This is a genomic window from Bacillus methanolicus PB1 (assembly GCF_000262755.1).
GTDB lineage: Bacteria > Bacillota > Bacilli > Bacillales > Cytobacillaceae > Bacillus_Z > Bacillus_Z methanolicus.
Genome location: NZ_AFEU01000001.1, coordinates 68,890 through 87,149, shown reverse-complemented (window position 1 = coordinate 87,149; position 18,260 = coordinate 68,890). Strand labels below are relative to the sequence as shown.

Below are 18,260 nucleotides of genomic sequence, written 5' to 3'. Positions count from 1 at the left end.
GTTCTGAAAATATGATTTTTGTTGTAAAATTAATCTAAATAAAACTAATATTTCCTAATTGTGTTAGGGGGATGAGTGTGGATACTTTTTCGAGGGAAGATCGAAAACGAATTTTTGAACATGAACTAACCTTGCTTAAAGAGGGGGAGTATATTTCAACTGACCAGTCTGACGCCGTATCGAAAGCTCATCAACAGTATTATTCAGATTTGCTTTTGCGGGAAAAACAGCTCGAGAAGGAGAATTTGGTTCAAGAAAAAGATTTGACGAAGATAAATGAAGTAATTGAAGAAAAGGCTTTTCCGGTAAAAAGAAAGCTCTTACCGGAAGAAATACGGGAAAGGAACATAACCTGGTCATTAAACCTGGGTGTTCTCTTACTCTTAATTGGGGGATTATTTGTAGCAACAAGTAATTGGGAGACGATGGAAAATTGGATGAAAAGCGGGTTGATTGCACTTGTTTCTGCCCTTTTTTATGCAATTGCTTATGTTTCCAATCGTTTCATAAAAATTCAAAAGACCGCTTTTGCTTTCATGGTATTGGGTAGTTTGTTTTTACCGATCTTCATTTTATCTCTGGGCTGGTTTGAACTCCTTGGATCTTATTTATCGTTTTATGGAAAAGGCCGTCACGTTTTAGGAACGCTCGGGGCATTGGTGCTTCTTCCAGTTTATTTCCTTCTTGCGCGAAAAATGAAATCACGCCTCTTTGTCTGGTTCACTTTCATAACAGCGACGATTGGAATGGGATTTTTTTTAGCATCATTGAATCTTCATGCAGATGCTTTTTATTTAGGTATCATGCTGTTTAATGCTCTTTTAATATTTGAATTCCACAAATTGAATAAATCAGATTTTTTTGCATTGTTTACGAAGGAATTTGTTGTTTTTTCACAGGTAAATCTTATCTTATCCACCTTATTCATGCTTTTATTTTATCATCAGCCGCTTTTTTATGGTTTTAATCTTATAGTAACGGCAATCATTTATTTATCCATGGTCTATGTAACGAAGAAAAAAGAGTTTCATTTTGTTTTTACGGCAATGATTGTGTACGGATTATATCAAGTTATTGAACATAGTATTCTTGTTTCTTTCGATGCAATCTTTTACGCTTTTGCCGGAATGGCATTTCTTGCTGTCCCAAAATTTCTCGATGACAAATTTCCATGGGAAAAAGTGTTCCAGATCACAAGTGCTGTTGTTTCCGGCCTTGCATTTCTATTTATCAGTTTCGAAGGAATTCTCTTAAGGATGAATGAACCATCATTTGTATTAATGATTGCCTATCTCATCATTGCCGGTAATTTTCTGTACTTGGCGAACGTTAATAAAAACAAATTATTTAACTATTTAAGCCCGATTTTCCTTTTAGCTGCTTTTTATGAAGCAGTGTTAAAACTTGATTTCATTTTTCATTTCGATACGTTTATTTTGCCTGTTTTCTTTATAGGTTTTCTTCTGTTTATTATTTTTGGAACATTCATGAAAATACCTCAGCTCGACGTGATTAAGGAAAGCTCAAGGGACGTGGGGCTGGCCGTCATGTCTTTAGCGATTGTGGTATCTATCGGTATTTTTTACTGGCTCGAGTTAGGGATCATGCTTCTTGCATTATCCATCATCGCCTATATTTTATTAAAAATAGAACAGCGGAAAGATTTTTTGGAAGCCGCTCCATGGGTTTTGCCGCTATCACTCGGATTTGCTTTTACAGCATTTGGTGAAGAACTTCGATTGCACTTGGATTATTACCAAAATAACCTTGGCGTTTCAACGAATTTCGTTCTTGGAAGCATGATTGTTTTGGTTAGCTGCATAATTTGGAAGAAGCTTTCACAGCAAGATCTCGTGCGAAATTCATTTTATGTTTCACAAGGTCTGCATACGGTTGCGATTATTTCTGCTTTATCGTTTCATGTCAATGATTTGTGGGTAAGACCACTGATCCTTTTCGCGGGAATTGTGATGTATTTTGCCTTGTTCAAGAAAATTGGAGATAGATTGTTAACCTATTTGGTAAGCTTATTATCATTAATCTGGTATTTTTCTATTATTTATGCGCTCCATTTAAAAATAACATTTACGCCGCTGATGAATTCTTTATTCTTTACTGCAGGTGCCATTTTCTTGTTTGCAGTTGCCGTATCACTTCGAAAAAAAGAATCTGAGCTTGCCGCCGGATTTGCAGTCACAGGCCACAGTTATTTGCCGATTGCATTAATCATTTCCTTTATCTTATATAGGGAAGATTCCATGTGGAGCTTTATTGCTGCGCTAGTGGTATATGCGGTAAGTACTGCAGCTGCCGGCAAAGAGTGGAAAAAGAAAATCTTTTTATATGGTGCCTTTACTTCTTTATTTTTCACAATATCAATATGGGTTGACAATCATTACGATGGAAATTACGAACATGTTGCATATTTCATGACAAGCATCCTGATCGGGATGTTCTGGTTCATTGCAAAAAATGAATATAAAAAGAGAACCGTTTATTTTCTGATTCCATTTTCATTAATTGTAATTTCTGCCTTCATAACGGTCTATCCATATGAATGGGAATTATTTATCGCTACACTTTTTTATGCTGCATTTGTTTTAGTGTTTCTTCATTTAGCAAAATGGGATCAAATTGCCTTTTTGCCGATATTGCTGGCATACTTTGGGACTGTTCAGTTTTTGGCATTAACGGCTTTAGAGAGCATGTTCAAAGTTCTCATTTTGCTTGGAATTGGGCTATTTCTCCTTTTCACAGGTTCATATTTTTATAAAAAATTATTTGAAGAAAAAGAAGGACAAAAGATTATTCAGTATGACAGTTATACATTAACGGCTTTCCTGTTTTTTTGTTCAGCCTATTATTTTTCAACCGATCACGCATTTGTCAAATTATTACCCGGGCTTTTAATATCCGGTGCTCTTTGGCTGCAGCGGAACCGGGTTCCCAAAGATTGGGCTTTTCTTCCTGCCTTTCTCGCAGGTGCCTATTTATTGCAGCCATATTATTCGGCCGTTGACGAATTCAACGTTCCGGATTTATGGGAGCGTGAAGTCATTGTATTGCCTTGGATAGCCGTAGTCATTTATCTTCGCAGATGCTTACAAGGGAAATACAAAAAATACACCAATTATGCCCAATGGGGAGTCCTGTTTCTCGTTTCGATCCTGCTCGTTCAAGACGGCCTGGCAAGTTCAACGGTATATGACGCATTAATTTTAGGTTCGTTATCACTTATATCCATCCTTGCTGGCATGTTTTTTAAAATAAAATCGTATTTCTTCGTTGGATCTGGAGTCTTGCTTTTGAATGTCCTTTTGCAAACCCGGCCTTACTGGGGAAACCTGCCGTGGTGGGCTTATCTCCTCATTGCAGGCTCTATCCTTATCTCAGCAGCCAGCTATAATGAATGGCATAAACAGAAAAAAGAAAAAGGTGAAAGAACTTTGCTGACTAACATGAAAGAAAAAATTATCAGCACGTTAAAACGGTGGGAATAACCTCTTTATTGGAAACAAAAGATTACTCATTCTTAACTCAAATTAGATGTAAAATCTACTAAATACTTATTTAGCCAATATCAAAAACGCTCGGCGATTAAAACCTGTTCCATCAATAAAAAGGGACAGGTTTTGTGCTGTTTTTGGCTATACCACTTTAACGCTGTACAGTATCGCGGGCCTGGCCCTCAGTACTTTAACGCGGTACAGCATTGAGGGCCAGACCCCCGAAAAAAGTGCATTCTTTATGGCTTTTACCCATTTCACAATCCTTGTACCTTCATATGATATTAAATCGAGGAACGAAGAGAGCAATATAAAATATCACATCGAGGTGCATGAATATGAAGCTTATTCTGTTATCAGGGGGTTCGGGGAAACGATTATGGCCGCTTTCCAATGAATCCAGATCAAAACAGTTTCTAAAGATATTACCACGTTCAGACGAAGAGTTAGAATCGATGGTTCAGAGGATTTGGAGGCAATTAGATGCCAATCAATTAGTGGATGATGCATATATTTCGACTAGTAAAGCACAAGCGGATATCATTCAAAGTCAATTGGGAACTGAAGTACCGCTTATCATTGAGCCGGAGCGAAGAGATACTTTTCCGGCAATCGCATTAGCCTCAACGTATTTATATTCAACCATTGGCGCTCATCCAGATGAAGTTATCACCGTAATGCCTGTCGATCCATTCGTGGAAAATCAGTTTTTTAATAAGGTAAAAGATTTAGAGGATGTTATTGGCCAAACTGATGTGGATATCGCATTAATTGGAGTAAATCCGACTTATCCTTCAACGAAATATGGTTATATCATTCCTGACAAAGATGAAACAAACTACGAGCAGCAGCAAACATATATAAAAGTAAAAAGTTTTAAGGAAAAACCGACAGAAGAACAGGCACAGCGGTTAATTAAACAACATGCTTTATGGAACTGCGGTGTTTTTGCTTTTAAACTGGGCTATATAATAAAGCAACTTGAAAAAAAAGGGCTGCCTGCTCGATTTGATGAGCTTATTCAGCATTATGATAGGCTTCCGAAAATTAGCTTCGATTATGAAATCGTGGAAAAGGCTGACCGGATTAAAGTTATTCCGTATAACGGCTACTGGAAAGACTTGGGGACTTGGAATACGTTAACCGAGGAAATGGAAACCAATATGATCGGCAGCGGCTCAATGAGTGAGGATTGCAGCAATACGCATTTAATAAACGAATTAGATATTCCCGTCATTGTATTAGGTGCTTCAAATATGGTTGTAGCAACAAGTCCAGATGGCATTTTAGTTACAGATAAAGCGAAAAGCCACCTAATCAAAGAGTTTGTAAACGATTACGATCAACGTCCGATGTTTGAAGAACGCCGCTGGGGGTGGTACCGTGTCTTGGATTATAAAGAGTCCGCCGAAGGAACGAAAGTATTGACAAAACGATTATGTGTATATGCAGGAAAAAATATCAGCTATCAATACCACCATAAACGCAGTGAAGTATGGGTAGTCGTAGCCGGTGAAGGCGAATTTGTGCTGGACGGAGCCTTGTCTATTGTAAAACCCGGTGATGTATTGAACATACCTGTTGGCGCAAAACATGGCATCAAAGCGCTGAAAGATCTTGAAATTATTGAAGTTCAGATGGGGAGCCAACTTGTTGAAAATGATATTGTTCGTCTTTTTATGTCATGGGAAGAAATGAAAAAATCAATCGGGAATGAGTAAGTGTTTCACCTTTGTGATAAATAGAGAGAAAGATGTGAAAACCATGCGTATTTTATATTTATCGGTACATGAAGTATTGGAATATGATGAGTTGAAAATATTTACTGAATTAGGACATGAATGTTTCTCGCACGGAGCCTATTGCCGTCCGCATATAGGCAGTTCACTTCGCCCTCCAATACCTGAAATGTCATTTGATCCCCATTTTGCGGATTTGGTTGACCGCTTTCCAAAAAATAATCTTCCTCCTGAATTGATTGAAGACAAGGACATCATCATTATTATGCATACACCTTCATTGGTCATTGATAATTGGGAAAAGATCAAGCATAAACGGGTGATTTGGCGTTCAATCGGCCAATCGGTTCCAGAGGTTGAGAGAATGCTTCTCCCTTATCGAGAGCAAGGGTTGGAAATTGTCCGCTACTCTCCAAGGGAAAAAATGATTCCAAATTATATTGGGGCAGACGCGGTAATCCGATTCTATAAAGATCCTAAAGAGTATGATGGATGGGTCGGCAATAATCGTCAAATTATGGCTTTAAATCAATCGATGAAACAAAGGTGGTTAGAATGCAATTACCCTATATTTCATCACGCATGTAAAGGATATCCGGTTAAATTGTTCGGTCCGGATAATGAGGGGTTGCCTGAAAATTCGGGTATATTGACATATGAACAAATAAAACAAGAGATGAGAGAAAATCGGGCCTTTTTCTATACCGGAACAAGAGTGACGAGTTATACGCTTGGTTTCATAGAAGCATTTATGACAGGTATTCCAATTGTTTCTGTTGGAGAAACACAAGGGAACCATCCGTCTTTTGAACAGCGTACATTCGAGATTCATGAGATCATTGAAAATGGAAAGGAAGGGTTCGTCTCTGATAATGTTTTGGAACTGAGGATATATTTGAATGAATTGCTGAACGACCACGAATTTGCAAAAGGGATCAGTGAGAACGCAAGGAAGAAAGCAATTCGGTTGTTTGGAAAAGAAAATATAAAAGAACAATGGAAAAGATATTTGGACAAAGGATAAATAAATATCATTCTAGGAACTTTCGATTATCTTAAAAAGGAGAATGATAATATGGTTCAGCCTTCAGGCATTTTGTGGGTAGGGCCCGTTGGTGATATTGGGGGATATGGCAATGCTTCTAGGAACCTTTTAAGAGCTTTGCAGCATATTGAACTTCCCTTATACGTGTTGAATATTGGACAAATCGATGCAGAAATTGGGGAAGAAGATATCGATTTGCTGCTTAATATTATGTTGTCAAGAAGGGATCTGGGTGATCACCCTGTTCTTATCATTCATAGCACACCTGAGACCTTTGTCGGTATAAAAAAAGACGGTTTTATAAAAAAAATCGGAATTACTGTATTTGAAACTGACCGGATTCCTTTGCATTGGGCAAGTATGTGCAATGATATGGACGAGGTTTGGGTGCCCTCTCAATTTAATTATCGGACGTTTACGGAATCCGGTGTCGATCCTTCAAAAGTACATGTCATTCATTATCCAATTGATGTTGGACAATACGTTCAGCCATTTGATCCTTATCCATTTCCTTCAGAAGTGAAATCCTTTAAGTTTTTGTACACTTTAGCGTTTGATTTCCGCAAGGGACTCGATTTGCTTATTCCAAGCTATTGTGAAGAATTTTCAAATGCCGAAGATGTCAGCCTCATTGTAAAAATTTACGTTCCGGGCGGGATTAGTCAAGAAAGTGTTTCTGAATTGGTATCTTCTTATATACCGGACAAAGAAAATAATCCCCATATCCATTTCATCCTTGAAAAAACGCCACGAAAAGATCTTTTGTCTTTATATTCAAGCAGCAGCTGTTATGTTTCTACTGAAAGGGCCTGCGGATGGGGAATGCCGCAGATCGAGATGATGGCGATGGGAAAACCGGTCATATCCGTTAATTGGGGAGGGGGCACTGAATTTATGAATGACAAAAACGCTTTTCTGATCGAACCAGAACCGGAATTGGAATGGGTGAACTCCGAGTTGCAGCGGGCGAGGCCGGTTCACTATTTTAGGCATAAATGGGCAAAAGTATCGAAACAAAATGTTATGAAAACCATGCGGGAAGCGTTTGAAAACCATAAAAAAAGAGAGGAAATTGCTTTACAGGCAAAACTGGATATAGCAAATAAATTCTCTACACAAATGATTGCAGAACAAATAAAGGCAAGATTATTTGTTTAATAGGTAGATTTGCTCAAGCTTAAAGGATATTTAGATCGAAAAAAAGACTGGGAGGGCATCATGAAAAGAGCGTTAATAACAGGTATCACCGGTCAGGATGGCTCATATTTGGCGGAACTTCTTCTTGCAAAAGGATATAAAGTTTATGGATTAAAAAGGAGAACGTCCACGCAAAATTATGAAAATATTAACCATATATTAAATGAAATTGAATTAATTTCGGGTGACTTATCCGATTTGTCTTCATTGATACAAGCCGTTAAACTCTCTTTGCCGGATGAAGTTTATAACCTTGGTGCACAATCATTTGTAGCCGATTCATGGACGCAGCCTGTTTTTACTGGAGAAGTCACGGGTCTTGGTGCATTGAACATGTTGGAAGCCATAAGGCATGTTAAACCGGATGCTCGATTTTACCAAGCTTCAAGCTCAGAAATGTTCGGAAAGGTTGTAGAAACCCCTCAAAATGAAAAAACACCGTTTTATCCTCGAAGCCCTTATGGAGTTGCTAAAGTATTCGCGCACTGGATTACAGTTAATTATCGTGAGAGCTTTGATTTATTTGCATGTTCGGGAATATTATTCAATCATGAATCACCGCGAAGGGGAATTCAATTTGTCACACGTAAAATAACGGACGCTGCTGCAAGAATTAAATGCGGTCTCCAAAAAGAACTTCGGCTCGGCAATCTTGATGCAAAAAGGGACTGGGGCTTTGCAGGGGACTATGTCAAAGCGATGTGGCTAATGCTTCAGCAGAAAGAGCCGGATGATTATGTTGTGGCAACAGGTGAGACCCATACGGTTCGTCGTTTTGTTGAACTTGCCTTTGATTATGTCGGATTGAATTGGGAGGATTATGTCATTCAAGATCCGAAATTCATGAGGCCGGCAGAAGTGGATTTGCTTTTAGGCGACCCGAAAAAAGCAAAAGAAAAATTAGGCTGGGAGCCGGAAGTTTCTTTTGAAAATTTAATAAAAATGATGGTTGAACATGATCTGAAAAAGTACAGAGGAATGAAATGAAGGCGCTCATTACAGGGATAACAGGATTTGTCGGAAAACATCTTGAAGCCTTTTTGCAGGATAAAGCAGAGGTATATGGCACGTCAAGGAACAGCAGGAGCAATAACCATATTTTTCAACTAGATCTATTGTCCGAGACCGAAACTTTTCATTTGATTAAAAAAATAAAACCTACACATATTTTTCATCTGGCCGGATTAAGCAATGTAAAAGACTCATGGGAACATAAAGCAGATTTCATTCAGGCAAATGTGATCGGAACCGTTCATTTATTAGAAGCAGTAAGACAAGCAGATGACCAAATTAAGGTAATGACGGTAGGATCTTCAGAAGAATATGGAATCGTTCCTGAAGGAGCAGGAAAAATCCGGGAAGAAGCTCCATTGCATCCGATAAGTCCATATGGCTTAAGCAAATGTGCAATAAGTATGCTTGTGAAATTGTATTATAAATCGTATGGATTGAACGTAACACATGCCAGACCCTTTAATCATATCGGCCCCGGACAGAGGTTAGGATTCGTATCAACGGATTTTGCACACCAAATAGCCCTAATCAATAAAGGAATTGTTGAAGAAAATAAAATAAAAATAGGTAATTTACAAACTGTAAGGGATTTTACAGATGTAAGGGATATCGTTGAAGCATATTACGAAATCGGGCGTTATGGCAAAGCAGGGGAAGTTTATAATGTGTGTACTGGCGAAGGAGTTGCGATTCAGAATCTATTAGAGATTCTATTATCTTTTTCAAACAAAAAAATTGAACCAATCGTTGATCCGAATAGAATGAGAGCGGCAGAAATCCCAAGATTGGTAGGAGATCCTGAGAAATTGATTAAGCTAACGGGATGGAAACCTAAACGAAAACTTGAGGATACATTAAGAGACATTTACAATAATTGGTTATATAAATTGTGAAAAGAAGGAGTTTTCAAACTTAGTTAAAAAACAAGAGTGGAGATGCATTTCTCCACTCTTGTTTTGCAAAATATTCCATTATTTATAATAATACTTTACTAATTCATCCATCCTCTGATAAATTTGTTGTCCGATCGTCATATTGGAAAATCTGGGAAATAAATCTTTCCTTGCTTTTATTCCTTTTTGCTTTGCTTTTTCAGGATGATTGTAGACATGCCTCATCAGGCTTTTGAGATGATCCACACTTGGTTCAGCCCATTGATGGCCGTGAAAATGCGCCGGCATATTGTTTGCATCAACGGGAATCAACCCCTCAATATTAATTAGATAGCTGTTGTCTTCGTTCATAAATGCTTGTTGGCCGCTCCATTTTGTACCGATTGTCGGCAGTTCCATGGCCATAGCCTCCATATATGGGCGTCCCCACCCTTCACCCCGGGAAGGCAATACAAAGCAATCAACCGCTGCATATAATCGAGTCATATCTTCCTGGGACAAAGTTTCTTGAATGATATGAACTCGCGGTAATTTTGTTAAACCTAGCTTTTTTGTTAACTCTTTTATTTTCATATATGGATTTGAATTCGGTTCGTTAATTTTTGACACCTTCAATATGAGGGAAACATCTTCATCTTCTTTAAATTCCTCAAAATATGCCCGAAGCAGGATTTCCCATCCTTTGCGAATACTCCAATCAAATACGGACAAAAATTTAAAAGAGGCAGTTTCTTTTAACGGGTAAGGAAGCACTTTGTGCGGGTCATATTTGTTCTCATCTAATGGTGAAGGTATGATTTTCATTCGTTCAAGCTTGACACCCGCCGAAGCAAACGTTTCTCGATTAAATTCAGATGGAACCCAAACCTCAGTCATTTCATTCAATATGTCTACCCATGTTGCAGGCAAAGAATCTGTTTCAAACATCGTTCTCCCGATCGAAATTGGTGCATTTGGAAACGAAAAGAAACTCGCCGGTGCCGCTTGATAATGAATCAAAGGTGATTGGATTTGTTGTTTCTGCAATGTTAACAAATATGTTTTCATGTCAGAAGGATATAAATCAAGTGACGGCATACGATCCATGGGGTGAATTTTTACCTTTAAAGGGAATGGCCGGATTCCGTCTAAGAAATGTTTTTGTTCTTCGGCATACCCTGATGAATCAAATAACGGACTTTGCCACAAAATCTCGTAATTCGTACTTTCAATACGTTTCTTTGTACGATTGATGCGTTCATTTACCAGTTCGAGGGCTTCTGCTGCAGCCGTTTGATCACTTCCGAATTCAAGGGCTTTTCGATACGCTTTTTCAGCCTGGAAATCATTGCCCATTTCCAAATAACAGTCCCCTATTTCATGATATAATTCCGGCAATAATATTGTTGATCCTTGTATACACTTCTTAAGATAGAATATTTCTCGAGATCGAAATGAAGGATTGATTGCTGCTGCTTTTTTAAATGCATCTAAGCCCGCTTGAAAATCTTGATTTTGAGAATAACAAATTCCGAGAAGACTCCAAACATCCGCTTGAAAACTTTCAGACTCAGCGTCCATGATATTCGTAATAAAAAGAAGATGTTTGATGGCGTTTAAATAATCGTTCATTTTCATATAAACAAGTGCTGTATTATAGTGGGTTTCCAAAGAATCCGGATAATCTGAAAGAATGGTAAGAAAGAGTTTGATTGCATCTTCGCATCGATTTGCATGATAAAGCTGCTTACCGAAAAGTAATCGAAGATATAAATCTCCTTTATGATTCAACCACTCTCACCTCCTGGATGAGATTTACTTTTTCTTAGTAAAAGAAGGACAGTAGTAGGGGGGACAAAAAGTCCCCCCTCATAAGAGAAATACTAGAATAATAAGATTTTCTAAGGCAGCGGAGTGATCGCGATCAAATCAAGGATGTTTTCAAATTTGAATTGAAGCAGCATTTCTTTTTTGATAACGTCACGAAGAGTTCTTTGGACATTCGCATCAAGAGCAATAAGATCGGATAAAGAAACATCTGCTGGAGTAAATGTTGTTGAAGTTGGTAATGAACCTAGAACAAATTGAAGCTTTTCTGCTTCAGCATTGATGATATGTGCTAAAGCCAGTTCCTCAAGGGCAATAGAAGCCAAGAGCAGCGGAATCGTCTGCTCAGTAGTAACCGAAATAAGCGGGGTAATATTAGGTATATTCGCTTGAGACATCAATTTCACCTCTTTCTTTTGACTTATTTCTAGTATATTTTGCCGGGCTTGCAAGTGACTTTCCTATTTTTCAAGCTGACGCGCCTGTTATACTATTTCTTTAGACAATACCCTGGTAATTAATGCTTCATTATCACAGTCTTCCGGCAAGTCTCCAAATATGTCTGGATGTTCTGCCGTCAACTTACGGAGAGCATCTACAGGGGAAACGAATGTTTGTGAAAGGCTTGCAGCTTGTGCATAGGCTTTCGCAGCTTCCTCTATTTGCCCAAGCTTTTCGTTGCAGCACCCTTTATAGTACAATGCTTGAAAGCTGCCAACTCCTTTTAAGGTTAGATGCTGTAAATTTTCTTCTCCCAATTCAAGGCAGTGTTCAAACACCTCCAAAGCTTCTTTGAACGAATCTTTGGCATATAAGATTATACCTTTGTAAAAATGTAAATCTACATAATCCGGATAGAGGGAAACCGCTCTGTCGATACCGGGCCATGCTCCGTCAATGCTGCCTGAGCTGATTAATATTGAATACTTTAATCGATATAGCAGGGAAGGCGGCGTTTTTAGCTGCTTCAAAAAACCCATTATGGCACGATTGACATAATCGAAGGCCTTGGTGTATTGTTTTGCACGGTAATATTCACTTGCAATATGGTATTCGATCCATGGACTGTAATCTTTTTGTTCAAGCTCCTTTTCGAGCATGCTGAGATTCCGTTCAAACTTCTTTTTTGTTTCATTCACAGGATCTAAATACCCATAATGATAGATTTTAATAGGAACAGTCTTGATTTCCGGGCTCTTATCCGATGCAGCAAAAACTTCATTTACATTAAGCGTTTCATGGATCTTATTCTTGAATTTAAATCCTTTATGATTTTGGAAAAGGCGGGTGTGGGCAATGTCGAACGTTTTGTTTGGGTCCGGACGGTCACCATAATAATTAATTAAATGAACATTCAGAAGATCATCATCAGAATAGAGGATATCTCTCAGTCTGTACACATCAGAAGCGTCTACCTCTTCATCCGCATCTAGCCATAAAATCCAGTCCCCGGTTGCACGCTCCAACCCATAGTTACGGGCGTCTGAAAAACTCTCGTTCCAAGGAAAGTTGAACACTTTAGCGCCGAATGATTCACAAATTTCAACGGTGCGGTCTGAAGATCCCGTATCTACAATAATCATTTCATCTACAACACTCTTTACACTGCTCAAGCAGCGGTTAATGCAGTCCTCTTCATCTTTAACAATCATACAAAGCGACAATCGGCGAAAATTCATAACTTCTTTTCCTCCTTCTTATCGTAATTGGTCTTTATTTAATATATTTTTCCACATGGTAAAAGTGATTTTTTGTAACCTTATTTCGCAGCCATCAATATAATATGTGAGGAAAAAACAAACTCTACAATTAAGCCCTAGGAGGATACTGTTGAATATAGATACAATAAAAATTAACTGGATTGGTTCTCAGTTTGCCGGCCATAGCTTTGCGATCGTCAATCGAAATATTTGCAACATTCTTCAACAGGATCATCAGATTGATCTTAGAAAAGGGATACCTGAGTCAGAAAAAATATTATCCCGCCTTTCAACAGAAGCGGAGAGGAATAAAGACGAATTTTCACTTTTTACCAAACCGGATTTGACAGTTGATCATCAGTGGCCGCCCGATTGGTCAATCCGAAAAGAGGGCCGATGGGTCTGTATGCAGCCGTGGGAATATGGCGCGATTCCAAGAAAATGGTATATCCCTATGAAATATTGGGTGGATGAAATCTGGGTTAACAGTTCATACACGAAAGAATGCTACGTCCGCTCCGGAATTCCGGAAAACAAAATTTATGTTTTCCCGCTCGGTGTCAGTGAAAACGTATTCAACCCCAACGTTGATGCTATGGATTTGGAACCTTCCGCTTTTCGTTTCTTATTCGTCGGGGGAACCATTGGACGAAAAGGAATCGATGTCCTGCTTCAGGCCTATCTGAATGAGTTTACAGCGGATGATGATGTATGTTTATTCATAAAAGACACGGGAACTCAATCTTTTTATAAAGGAATAACGTTGGAGAAGATGATTCTTGAAGCAATGTCAAATCCAAAAAATCCAAGGATCGTATACTTGGATAAACAATTTTCCGAGGCAGAGCTGGCGGGATTGTATAAAGCGTGTGATTGCCTCGTTCATCCGTACAGAGGAGAAGGATTCGGATTGCCTATTGCCGAGGCGATGGCCTGCGGAATTCCTGTGATTGTGCCGGATAAAGGATCTTGCAGGGATTTTTGCAGCGAGGAAACAGCGTTCTTTGTACCATCAAAGGAAGTGGCTTTATCAGAGAAAAAAGTAGGTAATCTTGATACGGTCGATTATCCATGGTGGCTGTCGATTGATACAAATGATTTGCAGAAGGTCATGCGGTTTGCCTTTGAGAATCAAACTTTAGTGAAGGAAAAAGGACAGAAAGCGAGCCGGCAGATTTTATCCTCACTTACTTGGAACAAATCCGCCCAGCAAGTATTTGACAGGATCAACCAATTAGTTCAAAAGGAACCGAGTCCGAAATTAGCCGATGAGGATATTATTGAATTAGAACTGGAACATGCGAAAGAACTATATAAGAACAATCTTATTGAAGAGGCGTTAGAGACATATTTGAACATTTTGGCGATATATCCTTTATCGCTTATGGCAAGATATAACACAGCAATCGTTTATATAATGAAAAAAAACTACCACAAGGCGATTGAGCATATCACTTATATTGCTAATAATATGGGAGAACAAAGCAAGGACTTTCAAGAGAATATTTGGCATTTGTTAAGATTTTGTTATTCGAAAGAGGGTCTGGCGCCTTCCGACAATGACAATAGATAAGGATTTTTTTATTGGTCTATATGTTGTCTTGGAGGGGTCAGACCCTCCGGTTTTGAGCCAGCCCCTTCTATTTCTTTGAAATTAGTAGAACTATAGGATAGATGGACAGCTTATATCAGTTAAAAATTTTCTTAAAATCAGCATTTAGAAAAAATCAACGTTTCTATTAGGACAAGCACACAGACTGTGAAAAAGTTGTTGAATAAGATATAGAGAACAATCGGTCGCAAGGCCTTTGTTCAAAAAAAAAACTAGAAAGGAGAATGCATTTTGTCTTTCCCGAATATTCCTAATATTACACCGCTCATTTCGGTAACTACAGAACAATCGATTCCGCTGCTTTTGTCTTCCATCGCCCTTGAAGAATTATCTTTAGCTCACATAACCAATGCTGAAGCGGAGAAGCTGCAATTCGTTTTAGGTACATTACCGACAAATGGTATTACCTTTACTCCGGCAGAAGTTTCGTTATCCGATCTTCTTACTCTCGACGCAAGTGTTCAAAGAACCCTTCGTGACGTCATCAAAAAGGAAATGTTATTGGAGTTCAAATTTGAAAATGTTCTTGATTTAATCGGAACATTACCGGAAGCATGTACTCCGACAACGGGAGCTACGTTCAGCAATACTCAAGCCATCACAAATATCGATCTTGTTCCTGGCACCAACCCATATCCATCCAACATCGTCGTCTCAGGTTTACAAGGTACTATTACTGATGTGACAGTTACAATTCACAACTTCGTCGACCCAGGTTCAGGTCCTCCAGGCCCAGGGCATCTTGATCTCTTAGTTGTCGCTCCGGATGGAGTTACAAGTGTTCTTATCGTAGGAAATCCAGGAAATGGAGCTGCTGCTACTACTCCGGTTACCTTTACGATTTCCGACAATGCAGCAACCCAAATTCCTTCAAACGGACCGATTCCAAACGGTACATTCCTGCCGACCGTGACAGACAACTCAAATACTTTCCCTGCCCCTGCACCAGGACCGGCACCATATCCTGCATCATTAAGCAATTTCAATGGTCTAAACCCGAATGGAACATGGAGCCTTTACGCCATTGACCAATTTGGCGGACATGGAATGGCAATCAATGGTGGATGGTCATTGACGATTTCTACAACTTGTCCTTAGAGCATTAGGAAGATTCTTTACAAAAAATTAAGTCAATAAGCCTGAAAAAAGTTGGCATAGAGGCTGTCTCAAAGCCAAAGGGTCAGACCCTTATGAGACAGCCTCTCTTTTTAATAATCCCCAAAAAAATCAACCTCGATATGGGCTGACACAATTTGATAACAGGCTTGGTTGAATGTCACAAACAATGAGATCAAGAAATAAATTATATTGTATAAATGGATAAGTCTTAAATAAGGAGGATCAAGTTAATATGAGTATGCCTACAATTCCTGAGGAACCGCATCGACCGAATGAGAAGGAAGTTATAATAGATTTATTAGAATCTATCGCTTTAGAGGAGATTGCTCTTTCCCACTTACTAAAGGCAGAGGCAGAAAAAGTTCAGGCTTTTGTCGGAAAAAAGTTTGACTTTCCAACTCGTCCATCAAATAAAGACATTATTAAATTTAATAAAGGAGTTAATCGGTTCCTTGATAAGATTGTCATGAAGGAATGGCTGCTTCTAACGAAATTGGAGAATGTTTTGGAACTGATCGATAAAGATCATTGCAAGAAAAAACATGATCACGATCATCATGGTGATGAATCTAAAAACGAGTCAAGCAGTGACGAGTCCCGTGAGGATTCCTCTAATGAAAGCAATGATTAAAAAGGAATGTTCTTTATGAAACACGAAGATATGTACGAATTGAGCCTTTATAGCATTCGATCTGTTTTTTACTTTGAATCAGCACTCATCCGATTCCTTAATTCTCTAACCATCCTTTTAAAACACCTGAAAAAAACAGATTGCGATGAAAACGTTCTAGACACCGTTTATCATGTATTAGAACAAACGAATGAGCTTCAGAAACAGATGAACAAAAAGATCATTCTTTTTTCTGATCGATTTACCAAAACAGAAGTTTATTCTGTATACCAGACGCATGAGGAATATGATTTTCTTTCTCAGGAATCTTTTCCTGATGTGGTAAAACAATTGCACAAATTATCCAAACGTTTCTCTTCAGGCAACTACAAGAAAGACTTAATAGATGATGAAGTAAATCAATCTTTCCTTTTATATAAAAAAAGAAAGAGATTATTGAAACAGTTCAAAAAGTAGTCAAAATGAGACAAACATATCTTAAATTTAAAATAAGGCCTCAATTCATCTCGAAAAATTGAATTGGGGCTTTTATGTTTGATTCTATAACCACTTGAATCAATTCACCGGCTTGAGTAAATAAAAACCTTTAAATTAAAGGCTCTGTATTGTTGTTAAGGGATTGTTACCATAAAAAACATTGAATTACTATCCATTTTCAACAATCAGTAGCCAATTTGCCTAATTTAACATAATTATATATATCAGGTCGATTAACATATTTCCTAAGGTAAATTGTATTTATATAGAGAGGCAGGTGCATCTTGTATATGAAACTTAAGCATGTTGTATTTATTGAACAAGAAAAAGAAAAGATTTCAAGATACAAAAAAAGAAACAGAAAAGAATCGTTAGATGAGTTGGAAGAAGATTTTTTACAACAAATTCAAGAAGAAAGGGACTCTTATAAAGAATTGGTCCAACAAAAAAATGATTATATAGCAAAACTCGAAAATCAAATCAGTGTTGAAGTTTCAAGGCTTGACGAATTGGAACAAGAGAAAATAATTATTGCTACAATGAACGAAAATTTAAAACGTGAAAACGATAGCCTTTTGCAACAAATTGCTGAACTATCTGAGAAGGTACAACATTATGAAACGACTTTTCAATTAAACAAGTCTGAATATGAGAATGCCATGACTGAAAATAATAAGTTAACAGTGGAAGTTGTTGAGTTAAGAAAACAGTTTTCTTTAATTAGCGAAGAAAAACAGCAATTATTGAACGAGAATAAAGAATTATTAGATAAACTTCAGTCGAGGGAAGAATCCTTTACCACCTTAGAAAAAAAATATGCTTCACTACTAGCCGAAAAGGAGGATTTACTCGAAGCCAATCGCGACCTTGAAAAAAAGAACTTTCTGATTCAACAGGAAAAAGAAAAGGTTGAGTATGCTAAAGAAATCTTATCAAAGTCATTATCTGATTACAAAAAGTTGCTTGACTTCTATAAAAATATGAAAAAAGAATTGGAAGAAATAAAGGAAGAATGGTCAGTACAATATAATCAAAGAATTGACATGGCTGAACAATTGCTAAACGACCATAAAAACATTTTGGATCAAATTACTTTAACGATGGAAGAGCACGAAAAACATTGGAATCAGTGTTTACTTGAGTTGACAAGGATACAGAATGAAAATCAGATTGGTTCAAACGAACTGGAGAAAACAACAAAGGAAATCGCAGAAATCCAACGAAAATTGAATGACTTCATTAGTGAAGTAAAGGATTTTATATCGAAAAGCAAGGCATCAAACTACGAATATAGAATAGTAAAACATGGAAAAGGGAACAATTAGGCTTTAATAGAAAAAAACTGTAATGATTAAGGAGATATCTCGCCAGATTAGACTATGTTGGAAAAGACTTACTGTTCTTAGAAGGAAAGTGCTGTCTCATAAGTCAAGATGAGCAGCCTTTTTTTATAAGCGAGAGATAAATTCTAAGAGCAAAGACCGTATAATGTTTGATTTAATAAACACTTGAATCAATTCA

Annotated in this window: 14 protein-coding genes; 11 read left to right on the top strand and 3 right to left on the bottom strand. The window is 37.9% G+C overall.

Annotated elements, in window-relative coordinates; all coding sequences use genetic code 11:
• Positions 1 to 77 precede the first annotated feature (77 nt).
• The 6 genes from PB1_RS00310 to PB1_RS00285 all read left to right on the top strand — a co-directional run bounded on the left by PB1_RS00310 (position 78) and on the right by PB1_RS00285 (position 9,394).
• On the top strand, positions 78 to 3,500 hold the full coding sequence (locus PB1_RS00310) for a hypothetical protein (RefSeq protein ID WP_003350027.1): 3,423 nt from the start codon (positions 78 to 80) through the stop codon (positions 3,498 to 3,500).
• A gap of 344 nt (positions 3,501 to 3,844) precedes the next feature.
• Positions 3,845 to 5,227 carry a sugar phosphate nucleotidyltransferase gene (locus PB1_RS00305; protein WP_003350025.1) on the top strand — a complete coding sequence of 461 codons (1,383 nt, stop codon included), beginning with the start codon at positions 3,845 to 3,847 and terminating at the stop codon, positions 5,225 to 5,227.
• A 34-nt stretch (positions 5,228 to 5,261) separates the two neighbouring features.
• Positions 5,262 to 6,269, top strand: a complete 1,008-nt coding sequence (locus PB1_RS00300; RefSeq protein WP_155816358.1) for a glycosyltransferase — start codon at positions 5,262 to 5,264, stop codon at positions 6,267 to 6,269.
• A gap of 51 nt (positions 6,270 to 6,320) precedes the next feature.
• Positions 6,321 to 7,448, top strand: coding sequence for a glycosyltransferase (locus tag PB1_RS00295; RefSeq protein WP_003350022.1), 1,128 nt, complete (start codon positions 6,321 to 6,323; stop codon positions 7,446 to 7,448).
• Positions 7,449 to 7,508: 60 nt separating this feature from the next.
• The gene (gene gmd / locus PB1_RS00290) at positions 7,509 to 8,474 is read left to right on the top strand and encodes a GDP-mannose 4,6-dehydratase (RefSeq protein ID WP_003350021.1); all 966 of its coding nucleotides are present in this window, start codon (positions 7,509 to 7,511) and stop codon (positions 8,472 to 8,474) included.
• On the top strand, positions 8,471 to 9,394 hold the full coding sequence (locus PB1_RS00285) for a GDP-mannose 4,6-dehydratase (protein ID WP_003350020.1): 924 nt from the start codon (positions 8,471 to 8,473) through the stop codon (positions 9,392 to 9,394). The genes gmd and PB1_RS00285 overlap by 4 nt, the downstream gene beginning before the upstream one ends.
• Positions 9,395 to 9,472: 78 nt before the next feature.
• Here the strand turns inward: PB1_RS00285 and PB1_RS00280 are convergent, their stop codons facing one another.
• From PB1_RS00280 to PB1_RS00270, 3 genes are all read right to left on the bottom strand, one after another.
• Positions 9,473 to 11,164 (bottom strand): glycosyltransferase, encoded by a 1,692-nt coding sequence (locus PB1_RS00280; protein ID WP_003350019.1) that lies wholly within the window; start codon positions 11,162 to 11,164, stop codon positions 9,473 to 9,475.
• Positions 11,165 to 11,274: 110 nt separating this feature from the next.
• Positions 11,275 to 11,598 carry an alpha-helical endospore appendage domain-containing protein gene (locus PB1_RS00275; protein ID WP_003350018.1) on the bottom strand — a complete coding sequence of 108 codons (324 nt, stop codon included), beginning with the start codon at positions 11,596 to 11,598 and terminating at the stop codon, positions 11,275 to 11,277.
• Positions 11,599 to 11,685: 87 nt separating this feature from the next.
• Positions 11,686 to 12,879: a glycosyltransferase family 2 protein gene (locus tag PB1_RS00270; protein ID WP_003350016.1), complete on the bottom strand. Its 1,194-nt coding sequence runs from the start codon at positions 12,877 to 12,879 to the stop codon at positions 11,686 to 11,688.
• 151 nt (positions 12,880 to 13,030) lie between these two features.
• On the opposite strand from PB1_RS00270, the gene PB1_RS00265 reads away from it, so the two are divergent.
• The 5 genes from PB1_RS00265 to PB1_RS00245 all read left to right on the top strand — a co-directional run bounded on the left by PB1_RS00265 (position 13,031) and on the right by PB1_RS00245 (position 18,064).
• Entirely contained in the window at positions 13,031 to 14,473 is a 1,443-nt protein-coding gene (locus PB1_RS00265; protein WP_003350014.1) for a glycosyltransferase, read from the top strand.
• Positions 14,474 to 14,743: 270 nt separating this feature from the next.
• A complete protein-coding gene (locus PB1_RS18370) occupies positions 14,744 to 15,610 on the top strand; it encodes an alpha-helical endospore appendage domain-containing protein (protein ID WP_003350013.1) in 867 nt (288 codons plus the stop codon).
• Between the two features lie 253 nt (positions 15,611 to 15,863).
• On the top strand, positions 15,864 to 16,262 hold the full coding sequence (locus PB1_RS00255; RefSeq protein WP_003350012.1) for an alpha-helical endospore appendage domain-containing protein: 399 nt from the start codon (positions 15,864 to 15,866) through the stop codon (positions 16,260 to 16,262).
• A gap of 15 nt (positions 16,263 to 16,277) precedes the next feature.
• A complete protein-coding gene (locus PB1_RS00250) occupies positions 16,278 to 16,718 on the top strand; it encodes a hypothetical protein (protein WP_003350011.1) in 441 nt (146 codons plus the stop codon).
• Positions 16,719 to 17,029: 311 nt separating this feature from the next.
• On the top strand, positions 17,030 to 18,064 hold the full coding sequence (locus tag PB1_RS00245; protein WP_003350010.1) for a coiled-coil domain-containing protein: 1,035 nt from the start codon (positions 17,030 to 17,032) through the stop codon (positions 18,062 to 18,064).
• Positions 18,065 to 18,260: the final 196 nt, after the last annotated feature.